This window comes from Romboutsia lituseburensis DSM 797, assembly GCF_900103615.1.
GTDB classification, from domain to species: Bacteria; Bacillota; Clostridia; order Peptostreptococcales; family Peptostreptococcaceae; genus Romboutsia_F; species Romboutsia_F lituseburensis.
In genome coordinates this window covers 495,670-518,704 of the sequence record NZ_FNGW01000003.1, presented here as the reverse complement: position 1 = coordinate 518,704, position 23,035 = coordinate 495,670, and the positions used below count along the sequence as shown (strand labels likewise).

General features: G+C 27.0%; 24 protein-coding genes and 1 tRNA gene. 21 read left to right on the top strand and 4 right to left on the bottom strand.

What is annotated here, in order from left to right:
* Positions 1-341 precede the first annotated feature (341 nt).
* Together nrdD and nrdG are read left to right on the top strand one after the other, a co-directional pair.
* Positions 342-2,471, top strand: coding sequence for an anaerobic ribonucleoside-triphosphate reductase (gene nrdD / locus BLP75_RS08330; RefSeq protein ID WP_092725228.1), 2,130 nt, complete (start codon positions 342-344; stop codon positions 2,469-2,471).
* 16 nt (positions 2,472-2,487) lie between these two features.
* A complete protein-coding gene (nrdG, locus tag BLP75_RS08325) occupies positions 2,488-3,003 on the top strand; it encodes an anaerobic ribonucleoside-triphosphate reductase activating protein (RefSeq protein ID WP_092725227.1) in 516 nt (171 codons plus the stop codon).
* 60 nt (positions 3,004-3,063) lie between these two features.
* Here nrdG and BLP75_RS08320 read toward each other — a convergent pair whose 3' ends face one another.
* On the bottom strand, positions 3,064-4,002 hold the full coding sequence (locus tag BLP75_RS08320; protein WP_092725226.1) for an AEC family transporter: 939 nt from the start codon (positions 4,000-4,002) through the stop codon (positions 3,064-3,066).
* Positions 4,003-4,224: 222 nt separating this feature from the next.
* Between BLP75_RS08320 and BLP75_RS08315 the strand changes: the two genes are divergently transcribed.
* On the top strand, positions 4,225-4,938 hold the full coding sequence (locus tag BLP75_RS08315) for a zinc dependent phospholipase C family protein (protein WP_170139106.1): 714 nt from the start codon (positions 4,225-4,227) through the stop codon (positions 4,936-4,938).
* A gap of 113 nt (positions 4,939-5,051) precedes the next feature.
* Positions 5,052-5,777, top strand: a complete 726-nt coding sequence (locus BLP75_RS08310) for a C39 family peptidase (protein WP_092725224.1) — start codon at positions 5,052-5,054, stop codon at positions 5,775-5,777.
* Between the two features lie 46 nt (positions 5,778-5,823).
* Here the strand turns inward: BLP75_RS08310 and brnQ are convergent, their stop codons facing one another.
* The gene (brnQ, locus tag BLP75_RS08305; RefSeq protein WP_092725223.1) at positions 5,824-7,113 is read right to left on the bottom strand and encodes a branched-chain amino acid transport system II carrier protein; all 1,290 of its coding nucleotides are present in this window, start codon (positions 7,111-7,113) and stop codon (positions 5,824-5,826) included.
* Between the two features lie 428 nt (positions 7,114-7,541).
* Positions 7,542-7,931 (bottom strand): 4Fe-4S binding protein, encoded by a 390-nt coding sequence (locus BLP75_RS08300; protein ID WP_092725222.1) that lies wholly within the window; start codon positions 7,929-7,931, stop codon positions 7,542-7,544.
* A gap of 219 nt (positions 7,932-8,150) precedes the next feature.
* Between BLP75_RS08300 and BLP75_RS17990 the strand changes: the two genes are divergently transcribed.
* The 12 genes from BLP75_RS17990 to BLP75_RS08245 all read left to right on the top strand — a co-directional run bounded on the left by BLP75_RS17990 (position 8,151) and on the right by BLP75_RS08245 (position 17,237).
* Complete coding sequence (locus BLP75_RS17990; protein WP_139149831.1) at positions 8,151-8,297, top strand: DUF4177 domain-containing protein; 147 nt, start codon at positions 8,151-8,153, stop codon at positions 8,295-8,297.
* A gap of 346 nt (positions 8,298-8,643) precedes the next feature.
* Positions 8,644-9,834 (top strand): SIS domain-containing protein, encoded by a 1,191-nt coding sequence (locus tag BLP75_RS08295; RefSeq protein WP_207645429.1) that lies wholly within the window; start codon positions 8,644-8,646, stop codon positions 9,832-9,834.
* 82 nt (positions 9,835-9,916) lie between these two features.
* The gene (gene gatY / locus BLP75_RS08290; RefSeq protein WP_092725221.1) at positions 9,917-10,792 is read left to right on the top strand and encodes a tagatose-bisphosphate aldolase subunit GatY; all 876 of its coding nucleotides are present in this window, start codon (positions 9,917-9,919) and stop codon (positions 10,790-10,792) included.
* Positions 10,770-11,702: a 1-phosphofructokinase gene (gene pfkB, locus BLP75_RS08285; protein ID WP_092725220.1), complete on the top strand. Its 933-nt coding sequence runs from the start codon at positions 10,770-10,772 to the stop codon at positions 11,700-11,702. Before gatY ends, pfkB begins: the two co-directional genes overlap by 23 nt.
* A 284-nt stretch (positions 11,703-11,986) precedes the next feature.
* Positions 11,987-12,060 (top strand) — tRNA-Cys (locus tag BLP75_RS08280).
* 124 nt (positions 12,061-12,184) lie between these two features.
* Positions 12,185-13,543: a 5'-3' exonuclease gene (locus BLP75_RS08275; protein ID WP_207645428.1), complete on the top strand. Its 1,359-nt coding sequence runs from the start codon at positions 12,185-12,187 to the stop codon at positions 13,541-13,543.
* 164 nt (positions 13,544-13,707) lie between these two features.
* Positions 13,708-14,325: a DUF3786 domain-containing protein gene (locus BLP75_RS08270; RefSeq protein ID WP_092725219.1), complete on the top strand. Its 618-nt coding sequence runs from the start codon at positions 13,708-13,710 to the stop codon at positions 14,323-14,325.
* 339 nt (positions 14,326-14,664) lie between these two features.
* Positions 14,665-15,120 (top strand): hypothetical protein, encoded by a 456-nt coding sequence (locus BLP75_RS08265; protein WP_092725218.1) that lies wholly within the window; start codon positions 14,665-14,667, stop codon positions 15,118-15,120.
* A 58-nt stretch (positions 15,121-15,178) separates the two neighbouring features.
* Positions 15,179-15,418 (top strand): hypothetical protein, encoded by a 240-nt coding sequence (locus tag BLP75_RS08260; protein WP_092725217.1) that lies wholly within the window; start codon positions 15,179-15,181, stop codon positions 15,416-15,418.
* Between the two features lie 103 nt (positions 15,419-15,521).
* Positions 15,522-15,977 (top strand): DIP1984 family protein, encoded by a 456-nt coding sequence (locus BLP75_RS08255; protein ID WP_092725212.1) that lies wholly within the window; start codon positions 15,522-15,524, stop codon positions 15,975-15,977.
* A gap of 506 nt (positions 15,978-16,483) precedes the next feature.
* Entirely contained in the window at positions 16,484-16,864 is a 381-nt protein-coding gene (locus BLP75_RS08250) for an ArsR/SmtB family transcription factor (protein ID WP_092725210.1), read from the top strand.
* Position 16,865: 1 nt separating this feature from the next.
* Positions 16,866-17,237, top strand: coding sequence for a NifB/NifX family molybdenum-iron cluster-binding protein (locus tag BLP75_RS08245; RefSeq protein WP_092725208.1), 372 nt, complete (start codon positions 16,866-16,868; stop codon positions 17,235-17,237).
* Positions 17,238-17,363: 126 nt separating this feature from the next.
* On the opposite strand, the gene BLP75_RS08240 is transcribed toward BLP75_RS08245, so the two are convergent.
* Complete coding sequence (locus BLP75_RS08240) at positions 17,364-18,284, bottom strand: SH3 domain-containing protein (protein WP_092725206.1); 921 nt, start codon at positions 18,282-18,284, stop codon at positions 17,364-17,366.
* A 506-nt stretch (positions 18,285-18,790) separates the two neighbouring features.
* Between BLP75_RS08240 and BLP75_RS08235 the strand changes: the two genes are divergently transcribed.
* The 5 genes from BLP75_RS08235 to phoU all read left to right on the top strand — a co-directional run bounded on the left by BLP75_RS08235 (position 18,791) and on the right by phoU (position 22,859).
* Positions 18,791-19,615 carry a phosphate ABC transporter substrate-binding protein gene (locus BLP75_RS08235; protein WP_092725204.1) on the top strand — a complete coding sequence of 275 codons (825 nt, stop codon included), beginning with the start codon at positions 18,791-18,793 and terminating at the stop codon, positions 19,613-19,615.
* A 67-nt stretch (positions 19,616-19,682) separates the two neighbouring features.
* Positions 19,683-20,591: a phosphate ABC transporter permease subunit PstC gene (gene pstC, locus BLP75_RS08230; RefSeq protein WP_092725202.1), complete on the top strand. Its 909-nt coding sequence runs from the start codon at positions 19,683-19,685 to the stop codon at positions 20,589-20,591.
* A gap of 1 nt (position 20,592) precedes the next feature.
* Positions 20,593-21,417 (top strand): phosphate ABC transporter permease PstA, encoded by an 825-nt coding sequence (pstA, locus tag BLP75_RS08225; protein ID WP_092725200.1) that lies wholly within the window; start codon positions 20,593-20,595, stop codon positions 21,415-21,417.
* Between the two features lie 12 nt (positions 21,418-21,429).
* On the top strand, positions 21,430-22,179 hold the full coding sequence (gene pstB / locus BLP75_RS08220) for a phosphate ABC transporter ATP-binding protein PstB (RefSeq protein ID WP_092725199.1): 750 nt from the start codon (positions 21,430-21,432) through the stop codon (positions 22,177-22,179).
* Positions 22,180-22,205: 26 nt separating this feature from the next.
* Positions 22,206-22,859, top strand: coding sequence for a phosphate signaling complex protein PhoU (gene phoU / locus BLP75_RS08215; RefSeq protein ID WP_092725198.1), 654 nt, complete (start codon positions 22,206-22,208; stop codon positions 22,857-22,859).
* The last annotated feature ends 176 nt before the right edge of the window (positions 22,860-23,035 follow it).

The following is a 23,035-nucleotide window of genomic DNA, read 5'->3' as shown; positions in this document are numbered from 1 at the left end:
TTAAGCAACGGATGAAGTCGTTGTCGATATGACGTGTAGCGCCCACACAGTGTCTTAAGCGAAGCGAATTTTTTATTTGTAAAAATTATAGCAATTAAAATTTATATAATTTATATAATTACCAAAACATAGTAAAAATAAATCTTAGATTTTTTATTATTTATGAAAAAAATGGGTATAAATGAGCAGGTATATAGAATATTAATACGTGACTTAATTTGTAACAATGAACTTGATTAATTACTATATATAGTATAAAATAAACAAAGTGTTACTACATATAGTAAATTCTTAAAGTTTAAAATGACGATAAGAAATTCACTAGGCAGAAGGAGAAATTTATGATTACACAGTTAAGTATAATAAAAAGAGATTCAAATAGTGTCGAATTTAATAAAGAAAAAATAGAAAATGCAATTCTAAAAGCAATGAAATATGGAAGTGGAATATACGAAGAAAAAATAGCAAAAATGATAGCTAACGAGATAGAAGATTATTACATTCAAAAAAATATTTCCCCAACTGTCTACCAAGTAGAAGAAATGGTTTATAAAAAACTTATAAATTATAAACAAGAACTAACAGCTAAAGCATATGAAGGTTATAGAGCAGTACAATCATTTAAGAGAGAAGTAAATACAACTGATGATAGTGTATTAGGGCTTTTAGATAGAAGTAATGAAGAAATAATAAATGAAAATTCAAATAAAGATGGAGTTCTTGCGGCAACTCAAAGAGATTTAATTGCAGGAGAGATATCAAAAGATATAGCTAGAAGAAAGTTAATACCAGCACACATTGTACAAGCTCATGATGAAGGTGTACTTCATTATCATGATATGGATTATGCTATGCAATCAATTCATAATTGTATGCTTATAAATTTAGAAGATATGTTAGATAATGGTACAGTAATAAATAATAAATTAATTGAATCGCCAAATACATTCCCAACAGCTTGTACTATAGTTACTCAAATAATAGCACAAATAGCAAGTGGTCAATTTGGAGGGAATTCAATAACTATAAAGCATATAGCACCTTATTTAAGAAAGTCATACAATAAATACTTTAATAAATACAGCATAAAATATGGAAATGAAGTGGCTAAAGATTTAGCTGATGATAGAATGAAGGAAGATTTGAAAGCAGGAATACAAACTATTAGATATCAATTATCTACATTATATACTAGCAATGGCCAATCTCCATTTTCAACTATTTATTTAGAAATAGAAGAAGACAATGAATATGAATATGAAATGGCACTAATTTGTGAAGAAATGATATCACAAAGATTAGAAGGAATGAAAAACTACAAAGGGCAAGAAATCGGAGAAGAATTCCCAAAGTTAGTCTATTTATTAGATGAACACAATTGCCTAGAAGGTGGAAAATATGATTATATAACAAAACTTGCAGCCAAATGTAATACGAAAAGATTGGTTCCAGATTATCAAAGTGCAAAAATAATGAAAAAGAACTATGAAGGTAATGCATTTCCACCGATGGGATGCAGATCTCATTTAAGTCCTTGGAAGGATGAAAATGGGAACTATAAATGGTATGGAAGATTCAACCAAGGAGTTATATCGTTAAACCTAGTACAAGTAGCATTAAGTGCTGAAAAAGATATGGACAAGTTCTTTGAAATATTAGATAAAAGATTAAAACTTTGTAAAGAAGCTTTGATGGTAAGACATAATCTGTTATTAGGAACAATATCAGATGTATCTCCAATACATTGGCAACATGGTGGAATTGCAAGGCTTAAAAAGGGTGAGAAGATAGATAAACTTCTAAAAGATGGATACTCAACATTATCATTAGGATATGTAGGAGTTAATGAAATGACTCAAGCCATGTTAGGTACTAGCCATACAACAAAAGATGGTGAAGAGTTTGCATTAAAGGTAATGAATCATCTAAATGATACTTGTCAACAATGGAAAAAAGAAACTGGACTTGGATTTGGACTTTATGGAACACCAGGAGAAAGCTTGACTTCAAGATTTTGTAGGATAGACAAACAAAAATTTGGAGAAATAAAAGATGTTACAGATAGAATGTATTATACAAACTCTTATCATGTACATGTTAGTGAAGAAATAGATGCTTTTGATAAACTTAGTTTTGAAAGTCAGTTTCATGATATAAGTTTAGGTGGATGTATAAGTTATATTGAGGTTCCGGATATGAGTAAAAATTTAGAAGCTGTTGAGCAGATAATAAACTATATATATCATAATATACAATATGCAGAAATAAATACAAAGCCAGATATATGTTATAAGTGTGGCTATACAGGTGAAATAAAACTTGATAATGATTTGGTATGGTATTGCCCAAATTGTAACAATAGAGATAAAGATGAGATGCAAGTAATGAGAAGAACTTGCGGTTATATTGGTGCCAATATGTGGGGCAAAGGTAGAACACAAGAAATTGGACAAAGAGTACTACATCTATAGAAAGAGGAGGGCGTAAATGAGGTTTTCTAAAATAAAACAAAATGATATAGCAAATGGCTTAGGAATAGTAATGTCACTTTGGACTCAAGGATGCCCACATCATTGCAAAGGATGTTTTAATAAAGAAACTTGGGATTTTAATAGGGGAAAAGAGTTTAAAGAGCAAGATTTAAACTTTATAATTGAAAATATAGATAAAAATAATATAAAAAGGAACCTATCTATATTGGGTGGTGAACCATTATGTCCTAAAAATATAGACCAAATAATAAATATTTGTAAAGTATTTAAAGAAGTTTATCCAGATAAACTAATATATATTTGGACTGGATATATATTAGAAGAGTTTAATGAAAAGCAAAAGGATATCTTAAAATATATAAATATATTAATTGATGGAAAATTTGAGGAAAAGAATAAAAATTTATCAATAAAGCTAAGAGGATCAAGTAATCAAAGAATTATTGATGTAAAGAAAAGCTTAGAGCAGGAAAGAGTTGTATTATTAGATTTAGAGGTGAAAACTTTATAATGAGTTAATAAAAACATATATAAATAAAAGGAAGGTAATTGTTAATTACCTTCCTTTTATTTATATATAACAAAGTTGTTTTAAAATAAATATCCATAAGAATACAGTAATAACTGACAAACCAGAGGTAAATACCACAAGTTGACCAGCAAGTTCGCTATTAGCGTCCATTTGTTCTGCCATAGTGAATGAAGAAACTGCAGTAGGAGATGCTACTGCTACTAAAAAACAAGCAAGTTCGACATTTCTAAATCCGATTGAGATAGCTATAGGTAAAAATATAGATGGAACAATAATTAACCTACCGAGAACTCCAAGCACAAGTTGTTTTAAATATTTTGTAGAAGCCTTAAATTCAAATGATCCCCCTAATAATAAAATAGCTAGAGGTGTAGCAATTTTAGAAAGATCAGAGATAGTTTTATCTACAGCAGTAGGCAATTGTACATTTAAAGCAAGAAAACTTACACCAACAGCAGACGCTATAATTAAAGGATTAGAAACAACACCTTTAGCTATATTCTTAAAATTTATACTAGAACCTCTAAATATTTCAAAACCGATAACTGATAAAATATTAAACGTAGGAATTACAACTGCAATTAGCATAGATGCAACACCTGTAGCATCTTGGTTAAAAAGAGATACTGTTACAGGTATACCAAAAATTACAAAATTACTTCTAAAAATAGCTTGTATAAGTACAGCTTTGTTTTTATTATCTTTCTCTATAAATGGTATAAGGAAACATAACAATAAAAAAATAGAAATTATGCACGTAACTGCAAATAGCATTAATTTTAAATTTAATACTGTTTTCAAGTCTGTTTTATAAATATTATAAAATAATAATGATGGTAGAAAAACTTTGAAAGTAAGGCTATTCATAGTTTTTAATGTAATATCGTTAAACATACCGATTCTTTTTATTATATATCCAAGAGACATTGTAAAGAACAACGGAAGTATAACATTGACAGATAAAATTAAATTTTCCATAAAGTTAAGAGATCCCCCCTTTTTGATTTGAAAATAAAAAATAATCTCATTCTAATAAGTATATTGGAAAAAAATGAAAAACACAAATTAGAGATTAAATATAGAATAGTCTGTATAATTAAATAACTTTAGAAATCTAATAATTAAATAGTTTTTATATCAAAACTAGAACCTAAATCATATTATATAAGATCAATAATTAGAATATAGTGGGTGATATATGTGAAAAGTCCATTAGGAAATGCTTATTCAGCGACTATAAATGGTACCTTTAAGGTTCTAAATCCATTTAAGAAAGTAATTATAAAAACAAACTGTGAAGTCCATAAATTTATTCAAAAAAATGCTCTAAATCTTTTACATCAAAATGGATATGAAAAAGAATATAATTTTTTTAGCAAATATATGATAGATATTAATAAAGGTATAGTTTGGGCTGATCAAGACTTTAAGTCTTATTATCATTTTTATAATCCTAATAATCCCCAAAATAAATTTGGATCAGAAGATAATGCATTAACTTTAGCTCAGAAGTATTATAATAATGCAATTAGTTATTATAATAACGGTGATTATTCAAAGAGTATGTTTTTATTTGGAGCTGCAAGCCATTTAGTACAAGACTTAACTGTACCTCAGCACGCTAAAGGAACTGTGCTTGACAATCATATTCAATTTGAAGGCTATATAAGAATAAACTATAAAAAAATAAAAAATTTTCAATCTAAAAATCAACCTATTATATTAAATAGTATAGAGGAATACTTAAATTATAATGGATTTAATGCTCTAGAAATAGACAATCAATATAACAAAATAAAAGATTTAAAAACTAGATTTTTATTAACTGGTATTAAGTGTGTAACATTAGCACAAGAAAGTAGTGCAGGTCTCATGATTACATTTTATCAGCAATTAAATAGCTATCAAAGATAAAAATTGATTTTTTATGCATTAATTATTATATAAAAATATATAAATTTAGAAAGGTATAAATAATTATATATATATTTAAGATAGGGGAGATAGCTATTAAGAGTTTAATAAAAATGCTATTTAGTTTATTAGTTATATTTATTATAACAATTAGTTTATTTTATTGTATAAAATCAATACAGAGAAATTTAATTTATAAAATAGAGATAAATGAAACTAACAATATATATGAATCATGGAAAAGTAAAATGGATGTTTCATTGATAAGTCAGCTCCCAGAGTTAAAAAATGGGTGTGAGGTTACTAGTTTAGCTATGCTATTAAAATATAAAAATATAAATATAGATAAGTTAACGCTAGCATCTTACATGAAAAAAGATAAAACAAACATATATTTTGATGATACTGGAGACATAAAATTATGGGGAAATCCAGAATATGGGTTCGTAGGTGATGTTACTGGTAAGAATAATATGGGATATGCGATAAACCCTAAACCATTATCAGAATTAATACAAATATATTACTCAAAAGGGGCCTTAGATTTAACAGGATGCAGCCTTGATAAGTTAGAAAGTATACTAGCATCAGATAGACCTATAGTTGTTTGGGTAACATCGAAATTTAGAGAAAATATAGAGTGGGTCAATTGGAATGACATTAATGGAAATAAAATAAATGCAACTTTTTCAACTCATGCAGTAACATTAACTGGATTTGATGAAAACTATATATATTATAATGATCCATTAACAAATGAAAAAGATAAAAAAATTACCAAAAAAAAATTTTTCAATATATGGATTATGATGGGAAGAAAAGCATTAACTATAAATTGATAAATAAAGTGCTAAATACTAATTTTAGTATTTAGCACTTTTTTAATTATGAAACTTTTTTATCTATAGTTTCTACTTTATCTTTGAATAGGAATGTTCCTAAAATACCTCCGATTATAGCTGGTAAAACCCAGTTAAAACCTAATTCAGCAAAAGGTAGAGAGTGGACAAAATTCAAATTTAAGCCTAAGGTATCTAATACAGTAAGTATACTTACAATCAATGTTGCATAGGCTGCACCTTTAAATGTTGAATTTTTAGTTAGTATGTTTTTGAAGTAACTCATTAAAACTAACACTATAGATACAGGGTATAAAACTGTTAATATAGGAACTGCTATAGAAATAATTTTGTCAACTCCTAGATTAGAAACAACAGCACTAAATATACATATTAAAGTCACTATATGCTCATACTTTATTTTTTTATTAGAAACATCTTCGAAGTATTTAGCTGTAACAGATGTTAATCCAATAGCTGTAGTAAGGCAAGCAAATGCAACGACTATACCTAATAATAATGTACCAGTAGAACCTAGAAGACTATGCGTTATATTAATTAACAAAGCAGTTTGAGATATAGACTGATCATAAATAGTAGAAACTGTAGCACCTAAGTAAGTTAATCCACCGTATACTAGTATAAGCCCACAACCTGCAACTAAAGAAGCTTTTAATGTCAAACTAGCATTTTCTTTTTTATCTACATAACCTTTATTAAAGAATGAAGACATAATAAGAGCTGCAACTCCTCCTATACCTAAAGCGTCCATTGTTTGATACCCTTGAGTAAGTCCTGTAGCAAATAATCCATCAGAATGAGAAAGGGATTTTAAATCACCTATAGGAGATATAACTCCTTTGCCTATTAAGAAAACAAGAGCAATTAAAAGTATAGGTGTTAAAAACTTACCTATAATATCCATAACTTTAGTTGGTCTTACAGTAAGCGTAAATGTTATAGCAAAGAAAATTATAGAAAATACAATAGGATTAAATGATCCAAATAGTGGAGCAATACTCATTTCAAAAGTAGTTGCGGCTGTTCTTGGAACAACTAATATCGGTCCAAGACAAAGCATCATAATAAATTCTAAACTTAATCCAAATTTCTTTCCTGCTTTTCCGGCTACATTTTGATAAGAACCAGCTCTTGCAACTGCGTTAATTGACAATAATATAATACCTATATCAGCAATTACAAATCCTAAAAAACTTGTTAACCAACCAGTACCAGATGTCATACCTATGTATGGTGGGAATATTAAATTACCTGCTCCGAAGAACATTGAAAACAAAGCAAATCCAATAATAAGAATGTCTATATTTTTTTTCATAATCTTACCTCTTTCTATTTATTTATATATAAAAAAGCCACATAGTTATACTATGTGGCTTAGTTTTTGCCTAGGATTAAAAAAGCCACATAGTATTTTATCTATGTGGCTACATTATAATTATCTTTAGCCATCATAGATACATAACCTAATGGGTCTGTATCTACGATGATTTATCTCTATCATAAATACAAACCTAACTAAAATAGCTAAAGTAATAATATATATTTAATTTTATGCTGTTAGTTACGTTTGTATTATTTATCATATTAAGAACTCCTTTTATTGAATATTTTTAAAATTTATATTATTTAAAACTTATTATACATATATACTATCAAGTTGTAAATACAAAATTTAAAAATATTTTTTAAAAAAGTTAAAGGCTATAAAAATTTAGTAATATTTATAGCCTAATATATGTAAAATTATCCTTCTTGAACTTGAAGTATACCCATAGGACAAGCGTCAACACATATACCACAAGCTATACATTTAGAAGGAACAGGTTTTCCTTCCACATTAGCTATGATGCCTTTTGGACAGGCCTCAACACAAGTAAGGCATCCATTACATTTTTTCTTATTTATCATGTAAACTCCCTTAGCATTTTGAGTTATAGCTTCTTGAGGACATTTTCTAGCACATAATCCACATTGGTTACATGCCTTAACATCTATAGAATCATCTTTTTTATGTCCTATTTTTATACAAGACGTATTTAATTCATATGCTTTATAGAAAGCTTGAGAACATGCTATTTCACATGATAAGCAATCTTGACAGGCACTTCTGTCAGTTACAACTAATTTTTTCATTTTCTATTCCCCCTTGAAAATTGCCATAGTAGTATTAAAATCTTTATTCAAGTTAAGTGTAGGATATAATAAGACAAAAATCAATTAAAAATTTATTGTAATTATTAATATTAATATAATAAAAAAAGAGCTCAATAAATAAAATAATGTTTTTCATAAGTAGAATATAGACATGTATTTTTTAATATAAAATAATAAAAGAGAATTTGAGGTGTTAGGATGGTAAAGTACGAATATAAATGCGTTATTATAACTGGTGACTCTAATAAAACATTGGAATTATTAAATAAATATGGAAATGAAGGATGGGAACTAGTTTCTGTTTGGAATACTTGGCATTATTTTAAAAGAGAGATAAGTAATTAATAAGATTAAAAGAGAGCTTAAAATATTTTGAGCTCTCTTTATAGTATATTAAAAAATAAAATTATTATTTGAAATTTAAAATAGAATCCCTATAACTTGGTTTTATAAGTAAAGTTAAATCACTCATAGCGTTTAAAAATCCTCCTAGTATCTAGAAATATAGTTACTAAATATGTTTTTGATTAACAATTTTAAATTACTTACTACATATTTTTAATATAGCACACATCAAAAAACAATATCTATGTAAATATAAAATTACAAAATAGAAGGATAAAATTACAAATACATATAGGTCATAAAAATATACAATGATAGTGTGATAATTAATAAGGGGGAAAATAAAATGGATAAAATAGGTCAGCAATTATTAGGAATAAATCTTGAAATATTAAAGCAGATAAATGGATTAAATACAGCGAAAGAAATAACGCAACAACCTACAGTTTGGAAAGAAGCTGTTTTAAATATTAAAAAAAATAAAAATAAAATAAATGATTTTATGAATAAATTTTCAAGTATAAAGGATAGTAGGATAATACTTACAGGTGCAGGAACATCAGCATTCGCAGGAGAAACTTGCGAGCCTTATTTAACTAATTTATTAAATAAAAGAGTAGAAGCTATAGCGACAACAGATTTAGTTGCAAGTCCACAAAGTTATTTTATAAAAGGCATTCCAACTCTTTTAATATCATTTGCAAGATCAGGTAATTCGCCAGAAAGTGTTCATGCAGTTAAATTAGCCAATCAACTTGTAGATGATTTATATCAAGTTATAATAACTTGTAACAAAGAGGGGAAATTAGCAGAAAATACTAAAGATGATGAAAAAAGTTTATTATTACTGATGCCAAAAGAAACTAATGATTTAGGGTTTGCTATGACTAGTAGCTTTACTACTATGGTTTTAAGTGCAATGGCCATATTTAATATGAGTAATATTGAAAGTTTTGTAGAAGATGTTGACAAATTATCTGTAAGTGTCAATGATTTCTTAGTTAATAACACACATAAAGTTAATAAATTAGTGAATGAAGAATTTGAGAGAATAGTATATTTAGGATCATCAACGTCTAAAGCTATAGCAAGAGAGAGTGCTCTTAAAGTATTAGAATTAACAGGAGGTATAGTTAATGCAAATTATGATACACCGCTTGGATTTAGACATGGACCAAAATCTGTAATAGATGATACTACGATAACTGTTATATATATATCTAATTATGATTATACAAGAATGTATGATTTAGATTTAGCTAGGGAGATGTTAACTCATAGAAAAAGAGACAAGGTTGTTGTTATAGGTTGCGATATAGATAACGATATATCTAATAAAGCAGATTATATATTTGAACTAGATAATATCAATTATAGTGTCAAAAATGAAGCATTGCTTCCACTTCAACAAATCATATTTGGTCAAATGCTATCTTTTTTAAAAGCAATTAATTTAAATATAACACCTGATAATCCATGTCCAACAGGAGAGGTAAATAGAGTTGTTCAAGGAGTAATATTACATGATTTAATATAAGAATTAATTTTTACTAATATAAAATATTTATGTAAAATATTAATGATTTAAAAAATCAAAAACATAAAAGGGGCGTATAAATATGAATTTAAACTCTACAAAGGAAATGCTAATAAAAGCACAAGAACAGGGATATGCAGTACCTGCCTTTAATATTCATAATTTAGAAACAATACAAGTTGTTTTACAAGCTGCAAGTGATTTAAAATCACCAGTAATACTTGCTGCAACACCTTCAACAGTTAAGTATGCAGATGAAAATTATTTATTAGCCATAATAGAAAAAGCAAATGAAATTAATACTATACCCTTAACATTTCATTTAGATCATCATGAGAACGCAGAAGATATAAAAAGGATTATAACTCTTGGATGTAAATCTGTTATGATAGATGCTTCAAAATACGAGTTTAAAGAAAATGTAAAAATAGTAAAAGACATAGTAAATTTTGCACACAAGTATGGGGCTAGTGTAGAAGCAGAACTTGGTAAACTAGGCGGTATAGAAGATGATTTAGTAGTAGATGAAAAAAAATCATTTTTAACAAATCCTAATGAAGCATTAGAGTTTGTTAAATTAACAGGTGTAGATTCTTTAGCTGTATCTATTGGGACAGCTCATGGATTATACAAGAGTGAGCCTAAGTTAGATTTTGAAAGGCTAGATAAAATAAGAGCGTTAGTAGACATACCGTTAGTGCTTCATGGAGCATCTGGAGTACCTTATGATTCTGTTCAAAATGCTATAAATAAAGGGATATGTAAGGTAAATATAGCTACAGAACTTAAGATGCCATTTTCAAGTGCAATAAAAGAATATTTTAGTAAAAATCCTGATGCATCAGATCCAAGACAATATTTAGTTCCGGCAAAAAAAGCTATGTATGATGTAGTAGTCGAAAAAATAAAAATGTGTAAAAGTGAGAATAAAGCTTATGATTACAGTTATAACGTTTAATCCATCAATAGATAGACTATATAAATTAGAAACATTTAAGATAGGAACCGTTCAAAGAGCAAACTTTGTAAATCCAACAGCAGGTGGGAAAGGACTAAATGTAGCTAAAGTTATAAAACAGTTAGGCGAAAGTCCAATATGCTTAGGATTTTTAGGTGGATACAATGGATTATATATAAAAAATGAATTAGATAAAGTTGAAATTGTTAATAATTTTACCGAAATAAATGGGGAAAGCAGAATTTGTTTAAATATCATAGATGGAGATAAAAATAGTACAGAAATACTTGAAAAAGGGCCTAGAATCAATGAAGATGATATATTAGATTTTGAATCTAAATTAGATAAAGTTTTAGAAAGTAGTAAAGTTTTAGTAGCGTCAGGAAGTTTAAGCCAAGGAATGCCAGTTGATTATTACAAAACAGTAGGAGAAATGTGCAATAGAAAAGGTGTAAAATTTATATTAGATACAAGTGGAAGAAGTTTAGAAATGTCTATTAGTGAAAATTTATATTTAATAAAACCTAATATAGAGGAATTAGAATTATTAACACATAAAAAAATAAATAATAAGGAAGATGCTATAAATGCTTCGAAATTTCTTTTAGAAAAAGGAGTGAAAAATATATGTATTTCAATGGGCAAAGATGGAATGATATTTTTAAATAAAGAACATATATATGATGTTAAAATACCAAAGATAGAAGTCTTAAATACCGTAGGAAGTGGAGATTCTTCTATAGCTGGATTTGCATATGGAGTATTAAATGATTATAGTTTGAAAGACTGTTTAAAACTTGCCAATTCATGTGGAATGTCAAATGCGTTATATATGGAAACTGGATATATAAATAAAAAAGATATAGCGCTATTTTTAAATGAAATAAAAATTAATGAGTATAATTACTAAATACAGCTAGATATTTTTCTATAGCTGTATTTAGTAATCTTAAATAAGTAAATATATTTTATAAATAACTAAAAATAATACCTATTGTTTTATTTCAAATTGGATTAAGAATTAAGCTTATTAGTAAAATGATAATAAATGAATTGGATTTCGACAATAAAATTTTAGTATTTTACTCAAGTGGAGTATTTAAAAGTAAACAGTTAATTTTAAATCCATTAAAATTCTTATAAATGTAGTAACAAAATTAAAATAAATTCATATACTTATATAGTGAGATATAAGGCGACATAGCCAAGTGGTAAGGCAGTGGACTGCAACTCCTTGATCCTCAGTTCAAATCTGGGTGTCGCCTCCAATTTTAAAATAACTCTAACCAATTGGTTAGGGTTATTTTTTTGAAACTACTTAATTATAGCTATAAAGTTTATTAAGTGGTAAAATATAATGATGGAATATAAACAAAGTATAAAGGAGCAATTATGAATAACTTATTCGACTTTTTAGAACAACAAGATAAAAGTGAAAAACAAGATGATAATGTAATACTATATAACTTTAAAAAAGAAATTACTGAAGAACATTTAAAATATATAAAAGAACTTGAAAAAACTTTGTACAATGAGGATTTAAAAAATAGAGAAGGCGAATCAAGAAGAGAATATATAAGACTAAATAGCTATGTAGGTTCTAAGTTAGACACAGACCTAAGAGGAAAAACAACTCTAAGTAATAATCAAATAGAAATTGAAGAAGAGAGTAATATAATTTTAGACTTTGACTTAGGTCAATTTGAAGCAGTAGATATGGATGAAGATATTTTTGAAGATAATATAGAAGAAAAACTATTAATAGTAGATGGTTCATCTCTACTATCAACTAGTTTTTATGCAACAGCTAGAGATTTGCTATTTGCTAAAACAGATGAACAAAAAGAGTTTGCATATACTAAATTAATGAGGTCTCCAGAAGGAGAATATACAAATGGGATATATATGTTTTTTAAAACATTATTGCCATTAATAGAAGCTCAAAAAATAACTCACTTGGCTATTGTGCTAGATAGAAGTAGAAATACTTTCAGAAGAGAAATCGATCCAGAATATAAGGCTAACAGAAGTGAAACTCCATATCCATTAAAAAGTCAATTTATGTTGCTTACAGAAATGCTTAAAAAAATAAATATACCAGTCTTTTCTCATTCAGATTATGAAGCAGATGATTTTGCAGGAAGTATAGTTAAGAAATTTGAAAAAGATATAAAAATATATTTACACACCAAAGATGAAGACTATCTTCAATTAGTATCAGAGTACACAAGATTATGGATGGTAACAGGTAAATGCGATGATATGTATAAGGAATTAGAAATCGATAAAAAAGGATTAAAGTTGCCAAATGGTGTATTTGAGTATACCCCTGAATATGTAAAACATTTTAAAGGTGTAGAGCCGATACAAATAATAGATATAAAAGCAATAGAAGGCGATAAGTCAGACAATATAAAAGGTGTTAAAAATGTTGGACAAACATCAAGTAGACCATTAGTGTCTCACTATGGATCAATAGAAAAAATATATGAAGCTCTAGAAAATTTAGATAAATCCAAAGAAAAAGAGCTTAATACGTTTTTTAAGGAAAGTTTAGGTATAAAAAGAACACCTATAAAGAACTTACTTTTATATAAAGAAGATGCTATTATAAGTAAAAAATTGGCAACTATAAAAACAGATATAGAAGAAATTCAAGAGTTAGATATAAATAGATTAAGGCTTAATATAGATAAATCTATAATGAATGAAGAATTTAAAAGACTTGGAATGAATAGCTTAATAAAATAGATGTATATATAAATTTAATCATTCTAATAAAAAATACAGTATGAAATTCGTACTGTATTTTTTATTATTAGTTTTATTATATTTAGAAAATTTTAATAAAATTGTACTAGTAGGTTATTAAAAATAGTTATAATTAAATATATACTATAAAGGGGGAATATGATATGAAAAGTAATTATAAAGTTGCATATGATAGTGAATGGAATAAGTTGAAACAGTTAAATCCTACAGATGTAGAACGTAGGTTAAATGTTAAATATTATACTGATAAAAGACAATATATAGTTCCATTTTTTGAAAAGGACTATGTATTAGACTTTGATAGTGAAACTATATATAGAAAAAAAGATGGTAAGGTACCTGAAATTTCAGATGCCATAATTATTTTAAATTATCTTACATACTCAGCAGAAAAAATAATTAATACTAATAAATGGGTAAGTTTAAAGGAGATACCAAATGGAGGAGCATTGTTTTACCCTGCATTTTATAAAGCTTCTATATTAGAACTTATAAAGAAATTCGGAAAAAATATAAATATATTTGAACAAAGTGCATTAAAATTAGGTGGATCATATATCAAATTTGGTGATAAAGGGTATGAATTTAAAGTACTTCCTAAAGTTAATATTTGCATAGCTGTATGGGAAGGTGATGATGAAATATCACCTAATGCTACTATATTATTTGAACCATCTTTACAGCATTTGATGCATATAGAAACTATAATTGGTGTAGGTATGTGTGTATCAAATAAATTAATATCAATAAGTGGGAATTAAACAAATATAAAATTGTAATAATAATGGTTTTTATAATGAAAAATACAGTACAAATAAATTATTGTACTGTATTTTTCATTCTATTAAGTTGTAATGCTTATTTATCAAATATTTAAGAAGTTTTATTTTAATTAAAATTGTACTTAAAATCTCTTTCCCCTATACATAATTGTAATATAATTATTTCACAGAGCCTTCAGTTAAAATGATATAATATAAAATGAAATATACTTTAATGAATTTATTTTTTATTGAAGGATATAATTTTAGTTAAAGAAATTATTATCTAAATGCAGAAATAATATTACTATAAATATAATTTAAGAAAGGAACTTTGTTATGGAACTAATACTGGGAATTGGTTTATTAACTTTATTTGGTCGAAAAATTTTTAAAGTTGTAACAAGTAGTGTAGTTTTTTTATTCATAATAGTCACATCTTTATTTTTAACATTTGTGTATCATATATCATTTATAATAAGTTTATCAATATGCATTATTATAAAATATGGTATTCTAGATTTTATTAAGGATACAAAAAACTCTAGCAAAACATTAATTATATCTAAAAATAGATTTAGGTATGGGAATATTCAAAAACTAGTAAGTGTTCTACTAAATTTGAATTTTACATTATTCGTTCTATTGTGTTACTATTTCTTAATAAATGAATTAATCAATCTTAAATTTTTGGATAATTCAATAGAAGCTATTTCATTTTCTATTGTCATAATAGTTACAGTAAAGATATGTAGAAAGATATTAGAAAGGATGATGCTAAAAATGCATTATTAAATATATAATTAATGATTACTTATTATAAAATTTAAATACTAAAAGGGGGGAATACTTTGTGAAAAAAGGATTTTATATTGAGCTATATAATATAGATACGTATCCAACAGAAAGTGAAATAAGAGAAACTATTATAAATGATCAAGGTATAAAAAATGTTGAATTTATTAACAATATATCTTTTTTAGGTAAAAATAAATCAATTATCTTTAAGTTAAAAAATACAACATATGAAACTGAAGTTAAAAAAGTTCGTTTTTGGTATGTTTTATATTGCAGAGAAATTAATTATGTATAATTACTAATAAATGTTAAAATAACTTGAAAACATACATTAATTAATATATATTAATTAATGTAAAAATAGTTTAAATATATAAATTTAACATAGGAGATAAAGTATGAAATTAGCACAAGCTCTTATAATAAGATCTGACTACCAAAATAAAACATATGAGTTAAAAAATCGTATAACTAGTAATGCTAAGGTTCAAGAAGGTGAAATTGCTTCTGAAAACCCAATAGAACTATTAAATGAATTAAAATCAATACTCAAAGAATTAGAAGAGTTAATAAAAAGAATAAATAAAACAAATAATGAAACCAGATTTGAAGGAAATACGACACTAGCTGATGCAATTTGCACTAGAGATAGTATAAAAAGAAAAAGAAACATATTAATATCTGTAATAGAAGAAGCTAGTATAAGAATAGATAGATATAGCCAATCAGAAGTAAAGTTTATATCTACAATAAATGTTTCAGAGTTACAGAAAGAATGTGATTTACTTTCAAAAAAATATAGAGAGTTAGATATAAAGATTCAAGAGAAAAACTGGTTAACAGAATTAATATAATATAAGTGAGTAGCCTATCTAAAAGTGAACATTAACAACCTTTGGAAATTAGGTTAAATTTCTAAAACTTGGACAGTATTAACGGTGATACAAAACTATTAAAATTTAGCCGAATACAATTTAATTTAAATCCTAAAAAGATTTTTAGGTATAACAAGTGTACAATTTAAAATTTACTACCAGATGTTAGTTTAGAATAGGTGAGGGTTTGGTGTTAAGGGGACAAGCTATCTTAAAATGAATTATTTTAAGATAGCTTTTTATATATGCAATTACTATTTTATTCTAATAAATAATTTAAAATAAAAGTAATAGGTGTTCCTGCATACTTAAATCAAATAATGTGAGTAGATACTGTTATTGCATTAAGTATAATTATTCATTAGATTGTGAAATGACTTTTTATATCTTCATAAAATCATAGATTTATAAAACTACTCTTGACATATAAACACGATAGGACTACAATTTAATTAAGTAATTACTTAATTAGTTAAGAGGTGAACATGAAAGACATAGTAAATGTATTTAAATCAATGGGTGATGAAACTAGAGTAAAGATACTTTTACTTTTAGCCCATAAAAACGTATGCGCAAAAGGGATAGCAAAACATGTTAATATATCAGAAGCTGCAGTTTCTCAACATATAAAGGTCTTAAAGCAAAATAATCTAATAACTGGATATAAAGATGGATACTATGTTATATACCATATAAACAAAGAATTATTTCAAAAATCCAAGGATTTTTTAGGATCTTTAATTAATGAAGATTTACAAGATTATAAGGAAAAATTTGATATACAAGAATTTAATATATTAGATTGCAAAACAAATTGTAAATCTATGAAAAAATGTTGTAAAAAAAGATTAGAGGAGGAAATATAAAATGAAAGTATGTATACCAGTACAAGAAAACAAAGGAATGGAAAGCGTTCCATTTAATCATTTTGGATCAGCTCCAATGTTTGTTATATGTGACTTAGATAATAATGAAGTTAGATCAATAGGAAATGGTGATTTAGGACATGAACATGGAAAGTGTCAGCCAATAAAAGCTTTATCAGGTGAAACTGTTGATGCAGTTATAGTTGGTGGAATAGGACAAGGGGCTATAATGAAATTAAACTCTATGGGAATAAAAGTTTATAGAGCTTGCGAAGGTAACGTATCATCAAATTTACAAATGCTAAAAGAAAATAAATTAAATGAGTTTCCTGCAAATCATTCTTGCAACCATGATGGCTGCTCTCATCATTAAAATAAAAAAAGGAGTTGTAAATTTTTTACAACTCCTTTTTTAGTACAATAATATGCTATTGAAATTTAATCAATAGTATATTATTTTGAATAGAAATTGGCGAATTAATATACTAATATACCAACTTTATCCTAATATTTTTATTTCTATATTTTTTCTTCCAAAGTTTACACATTCTTGCTCACTATTCATAAATATATCTATTTTATTTCCTTTTATAGCTCCACCGCAGTCTTCAGCGATAAACACTTTGTCAAACATAGGTATATATACTTTAGTTCCGTAAGGTATTATAGATGGATCAACAGCTATTGTACCCCACTTAGGTGTTGTCCCTGTAGCAGTTATAGTATGCCCTGAATATGCACTTGCATTTACAGTTAAAGTTCTACCATTAGTTGATGAAGATGTATTTTCTTCATTAGAATTTGTATTAGATGAAGTATCTGAACTTTGATTAGATGATACATTAGAAACAATAGTATTATTTTTAACTATATTTTGTGCATCTAAAGCCTTTTGTTTTTCTTCTTTTATCTTTTGAGATTCAGTGAATATATGTTCTGAAGATACCCAACCGAATTCTTCTATCTTTTTATTTTCTTTTTTGTCTTCTGATTTTTCATCTTCTAACTTTATTTTAAACCAGTTATTTTCTGTTTCTAATATTTCTATAGTTTTTCCTTTTTCTAAAGAGCCTATTTTATCATTCTCAGTAGAAGGACCTTTTCTTATATTTAACTTGCTAGCAGTTACGCTACCTTTTTCTTTAACTGTAAAGTCTGAGCTTACCCAACCTTCTTTTTCTTCAGAAAGTTTAATTTTGTTCCATCCATCTTTAGTTTCTAATATTTCTATTACACTACCTTTTTGTAAAGAGCCTACAGTTTCATATTGTATAGAAGGACCTTTTCTGATATTTAGACTATCAGCATTTACCATTTCATTTTGTGCTGCATATATACTATTAGTAGTTGCGTAAAATCCACCTATCGTCAATCCTAAAGTTATTATTAATGATTTCCTCAATTTTTTATTCATACTCATATAGTAATCTCCTCCAATTTTAAATAAAAATTATATATTATTAACCGTTTAGTTTTTTATTAGTCATTTTTAAAAAATTTGTTACTTTTTTGTAACTTGTTGAGCTTGTAATTAATCTTAATACATATTTTTGAGTTTGTAAACAGTAAATCTAAATAAAAATTAAAAATGGTAACAAAATAGTTACAATTTTAATATGCACAATAGTTGAAATTTCAAGGATAGATAAGTGTAGAAAAATTATACTGTAAATTTATTACAAATACAGTAAAATGCACGTTTTTTACAAATGAAGAGTTAATTCATACTTAAGCAAGCTGTAAAAGTTAGATAGAAAAGTAATAAATTTAAACTAAAAAAGTAACAAAATTTAAAAAGTTTGTTACTTTTTATTTTGTAACTATTTATTTAAGCAGTATTTATATAAATTTTACTTTATTAATAAAATTAGGGTAGTAGTGGCATAATAAAACAAATTGAAATTTAAACTATGATGGAGGATTAACATGAAAAGTAAAAAGTTATTAGTTGTATTTCTTAACATACTGTTAGTACTTACAATGGCAGTAGGGTGTGGAAAATCTAAAGAGCAGATGGGTAGTAGTGTAACTATATCTGGATCAACTTCTGTAGGTCCACTTATAGAGAAAGAGGCAGAGTCTTTTAAAAAATCAAATAGCGATATAAATGTAGAAGTAAATCAACTTGGATCGTCGGCAGGAATAAAGGATGCTATAAATGGAACAGTACAAGTAGGAATGTCATCTCGTGACTTAAAAGAAGAAGAAAAAAATGCTGGGCTTAAAGAAGTAGAAATAGCTTATGATGGTATATCAGTTATAACTAATAAAGCAAATGCTGTTAATAACCTTACAATAGCTCAAATAAAAGACATATATACTGGAAAAATAACAAACTGGAAAGATGTTGGAGGAAAAGACGCTCCAATAGTTGTGGTAAGTAGAGAAGATGGATCAGGAACTCGTGATGCATTTCAAGAAATAGTTGGATATAAGTCAGAAGAACTTACGAAAGAGGCTCAAATAGGAGATGGTTCAGGTAACATAAAATCTACTGTAACAACTAATGAAAATGCAATAGGATTTATCTCATTTGAGTATATAGACGATAGCATAAATTCTTTAAATGTAGATAGTATAGAGCCTAATGCAAAAAATGTATTAGATGGAAAGTATAAAATTTCAAGACCGTTTTTATTAGTATATAAAGAAGAGAAAGAAACTGAGCAATCTAAAAAATTCATAGATTTTATATTAAGTGAAGAGGGACAAAAAATAGTTGAAGAAAATGGTCTAATAAAAATCAAATAATTCATTTAGATCAAAAAATCTCTCTCTTTATTTAGGGAGAGAGATTTTTTGTTTGGAGGTTATCATCATGGCAGGTAATAATCAATTAACCAACTCTAAAGATAGTAGTAATAAAAATAAATATATAGTTGAATTTGTAACAGAAAAGATATTTTTAATCAGTGCCTTAATTGCTGTACTTAGCTTACTTTTAATTATAGGATTTGTATTTTATAAAGGCTTGACACCTTTTATTATAAAAGGGTATTCTTTATCTGAATTTTTATTTGGAACAGAGTGGGTACCAAGCAATGATAAATTTGGGATACTACCTATGATATTAGGTTCTTTATATGCAACTATAGGTTCTCTTATAATAGGTGCACCTATAGGTATACTAACAGCAACGTTTATAGTAGAAGTAGCCCCGAAAGGAATTAGTAAGCTTATTTCACCAGCGGTTGAGTTATTAGCAGGTATTCCTTCAGTGTTATATGGGGTTTTTGGAGTTGCATTTATTGTTCCTAATATACAAAAAATTTTTAAACTACCAAAAGGACAAAGTTTATTTGCAGTAATCATTGTGTTGTCAGTAATGATGTTACCAACTATAATTACTATTTCAGAAACTGCTATCAAAGCAGTTCCAAAAGTATATAAAGAAGGTTCGCTAGCACTTGGAGCATCAAAAACAGAAACAACTTTTAAGGTTATACTTCCAGCCGCAAGATCAGGTATATTAGCTGCGGTTGTACTTGGAGTTGGAAGAGCGATAGGAGAAACAATGGCCGTAATATTAGTAGCAGGTAATTCACCTGTTATACCTAAATCTATTATGGATAGTGTAAGGCTGCTTACAACGAATATAGCGCTAGAAATGGGATATGCATTTGGAACACATCAAGAAATGCTATTTGCAACAGGTGTTGTTTTATTCATGTTTATATTAATACTAAATTTAATTTTAACTAAAATCTCAAATAAGGCAGGCAAATAATATGAGACAAATAAAGGATAATATTTTAAATACATTAGTATATCTATGTGCAATATTTACAGTAGCAGTTCTAGTTATAATAGTTGGATTTATATTTATAAATGGCATAGGATTGATAACACCAGCGTTTTTACTTAGTGATTACTCAGCTAGTGGGCAAGGTGGAATTTTACCTATGATTGTAGCTACTTTATATACAATAGTCTTATCTATCTTTATAGCAACTCCTATAGGCGTATTGGCTGCAGTGTATTTACAAGAATATGCCAAACAAGGTAAAGTAGTAAAAATAATAAGATTTGCAACTGAAAGTTTAGCAGGAATACCATCTATAGTATATGGATTGTTCGGAGGAATATTTTTTGTAGTAGTATTAGGTCTTAATTACTCTATAATATCAGGGTCATTAACTGTTTCAATAATAATATTACCATTAATAATACGTACAACAGAAGAGTCATTAAAAACAGTCCCTAAAAGTTATAGAGAAGCATCATTAGGACTTGGAGCTACTAAATTTCAAACACTATACAAAATAATAGTTCCAAGTGCCACACCAGGAATACTTTCTGGTCTTATATTATCAATAGGAAGAGTAATTGGCGAATCAGCAGCAATACTACTTACGGCTGGAACAGTAGCAAAAATGCCAACGAGCATATTTGAAAGTGCAAGAACATTAACAGTTCAAGCTTATTTAGTAACAAAAGAAAAAGGAAATATACAAGAAGCAGCAGCAATAGGTATTGTTTTGATAGTTATAATATTAATTTTGAATACTTTAGCTAAATTAATAACTAAGAAATTTAATAAAGCTAATTATTAAAAGAGGTGCAATATGTCTAAAATTAGTGTTAAAAATTTAGAATTATATTACGGTGATAATAAAGCTTTAAAGGGGATAGATATAGATATAGATGAAAATGAGGTAACAGCATTTATAGGTCCATCAGGATGTGGAAAATCTACATTTTTAAGAACATTAAATAGAATGAATGATTTAATAGATAATGTAAAGATAAAAGGTGAGATAAAGATTGATGGAGAAGATATTTACAAAAGTGATGATGTTATAAAGCTTAGGACTAAAGTGGGAATGGTATTTCAAAAACCAAATCCATTCCCAATGAGTATATATGATAATGTAGCATATGGACCAAAAGTACATGGTATAAAAGATAAAACTACATTAGATAAAATAGTACAAGAAAGTCTAGAAGATGCAGCTATATGGAATGAAGTTAAAGATAGACTAAGAACATCAGCTCTTGGACTATCAGGAGGCCAACAACAACGAATATGCATAGCTAGAGCTATAGCCATGAAACCAGAAGTTATACTTATGGATGAACCAACATCTGCACTTGATCCAATATCAACATTAAAAGTAGAAGAACTTATACAAGAAATGAAGGGAAAATATACAATTGTTATAGTAACTCATAATATGCAACAAGCAGCACGTATTTCTGATAAAACAGCATTTTTTTTAAGCGGAGAATTAGTTGAATTTGATGATACTAAAACTATATTTACGAATCCAAAAGACTCTAGAACAGAAGATTATATAACAGGTAGATTTGGATAAAATCAAATTAAAGAAGGAGGTAAAGTGTGAATTTAAATAATTTAGATATAAATATAAATGAACTAATAGATATGACATGTGAAATGATGGATAAGTGTGAAAATATAGTATCAAAAGCAGTAGATGCTATGGTATCAAAAGATTTAGAAGCCTCTAAAGATATTTTGGTACTAGATGATGAAATAGATGATTTAAGAGAATATATAAGAGAAAAAAGTATAGAGTTAATGGCACTTAAACAACCTCTAGCAAAGGATTTAAGAATAATATATGCACTAGGATCTATAGCTATGGAACTTGAAAGGGTAGGAGACTATGCTGTAAACATAGCTATGGAGACTATAAAAATAGGAACAGAGGAGCATGTAGAAAAACTTATAGATATTCCTAAGATGAAGGATGTAACTATAGGAATGTTAAAAAGTGCAAAGAATGCTTTAAAGAATAATGACCCTAAGTTAGCTCATAAAACAGGGTTACAAGATGATGTGGTAGATGAATTATACAGTGCAGTTCATATAGATGCTTTAAGCGCTATGCATAAAGATAAACATAATATAAATCAAGGAGTAAAGCTTTTATTTGTAGGTCGATATTTAGAAAGAATAGGAGACCATATTACAAACATATGTGAATTCGTTATATATGCAATAAATGGAGAAATGATAGAAATAGATTAGCTGCTGACATAGTCAGTAGCTTTTTGCACAAGCAAAATGGAAAGATTTAATAAGTTTAAATTTTAACATGGAAACACTAAATAGAAATTATAAATATAAAAATACCTAGTAGAAATAAAGTTGAAAATACTTGACTTGGAGTTAACTCCAAGTATTATTATATATTTAAATATAAT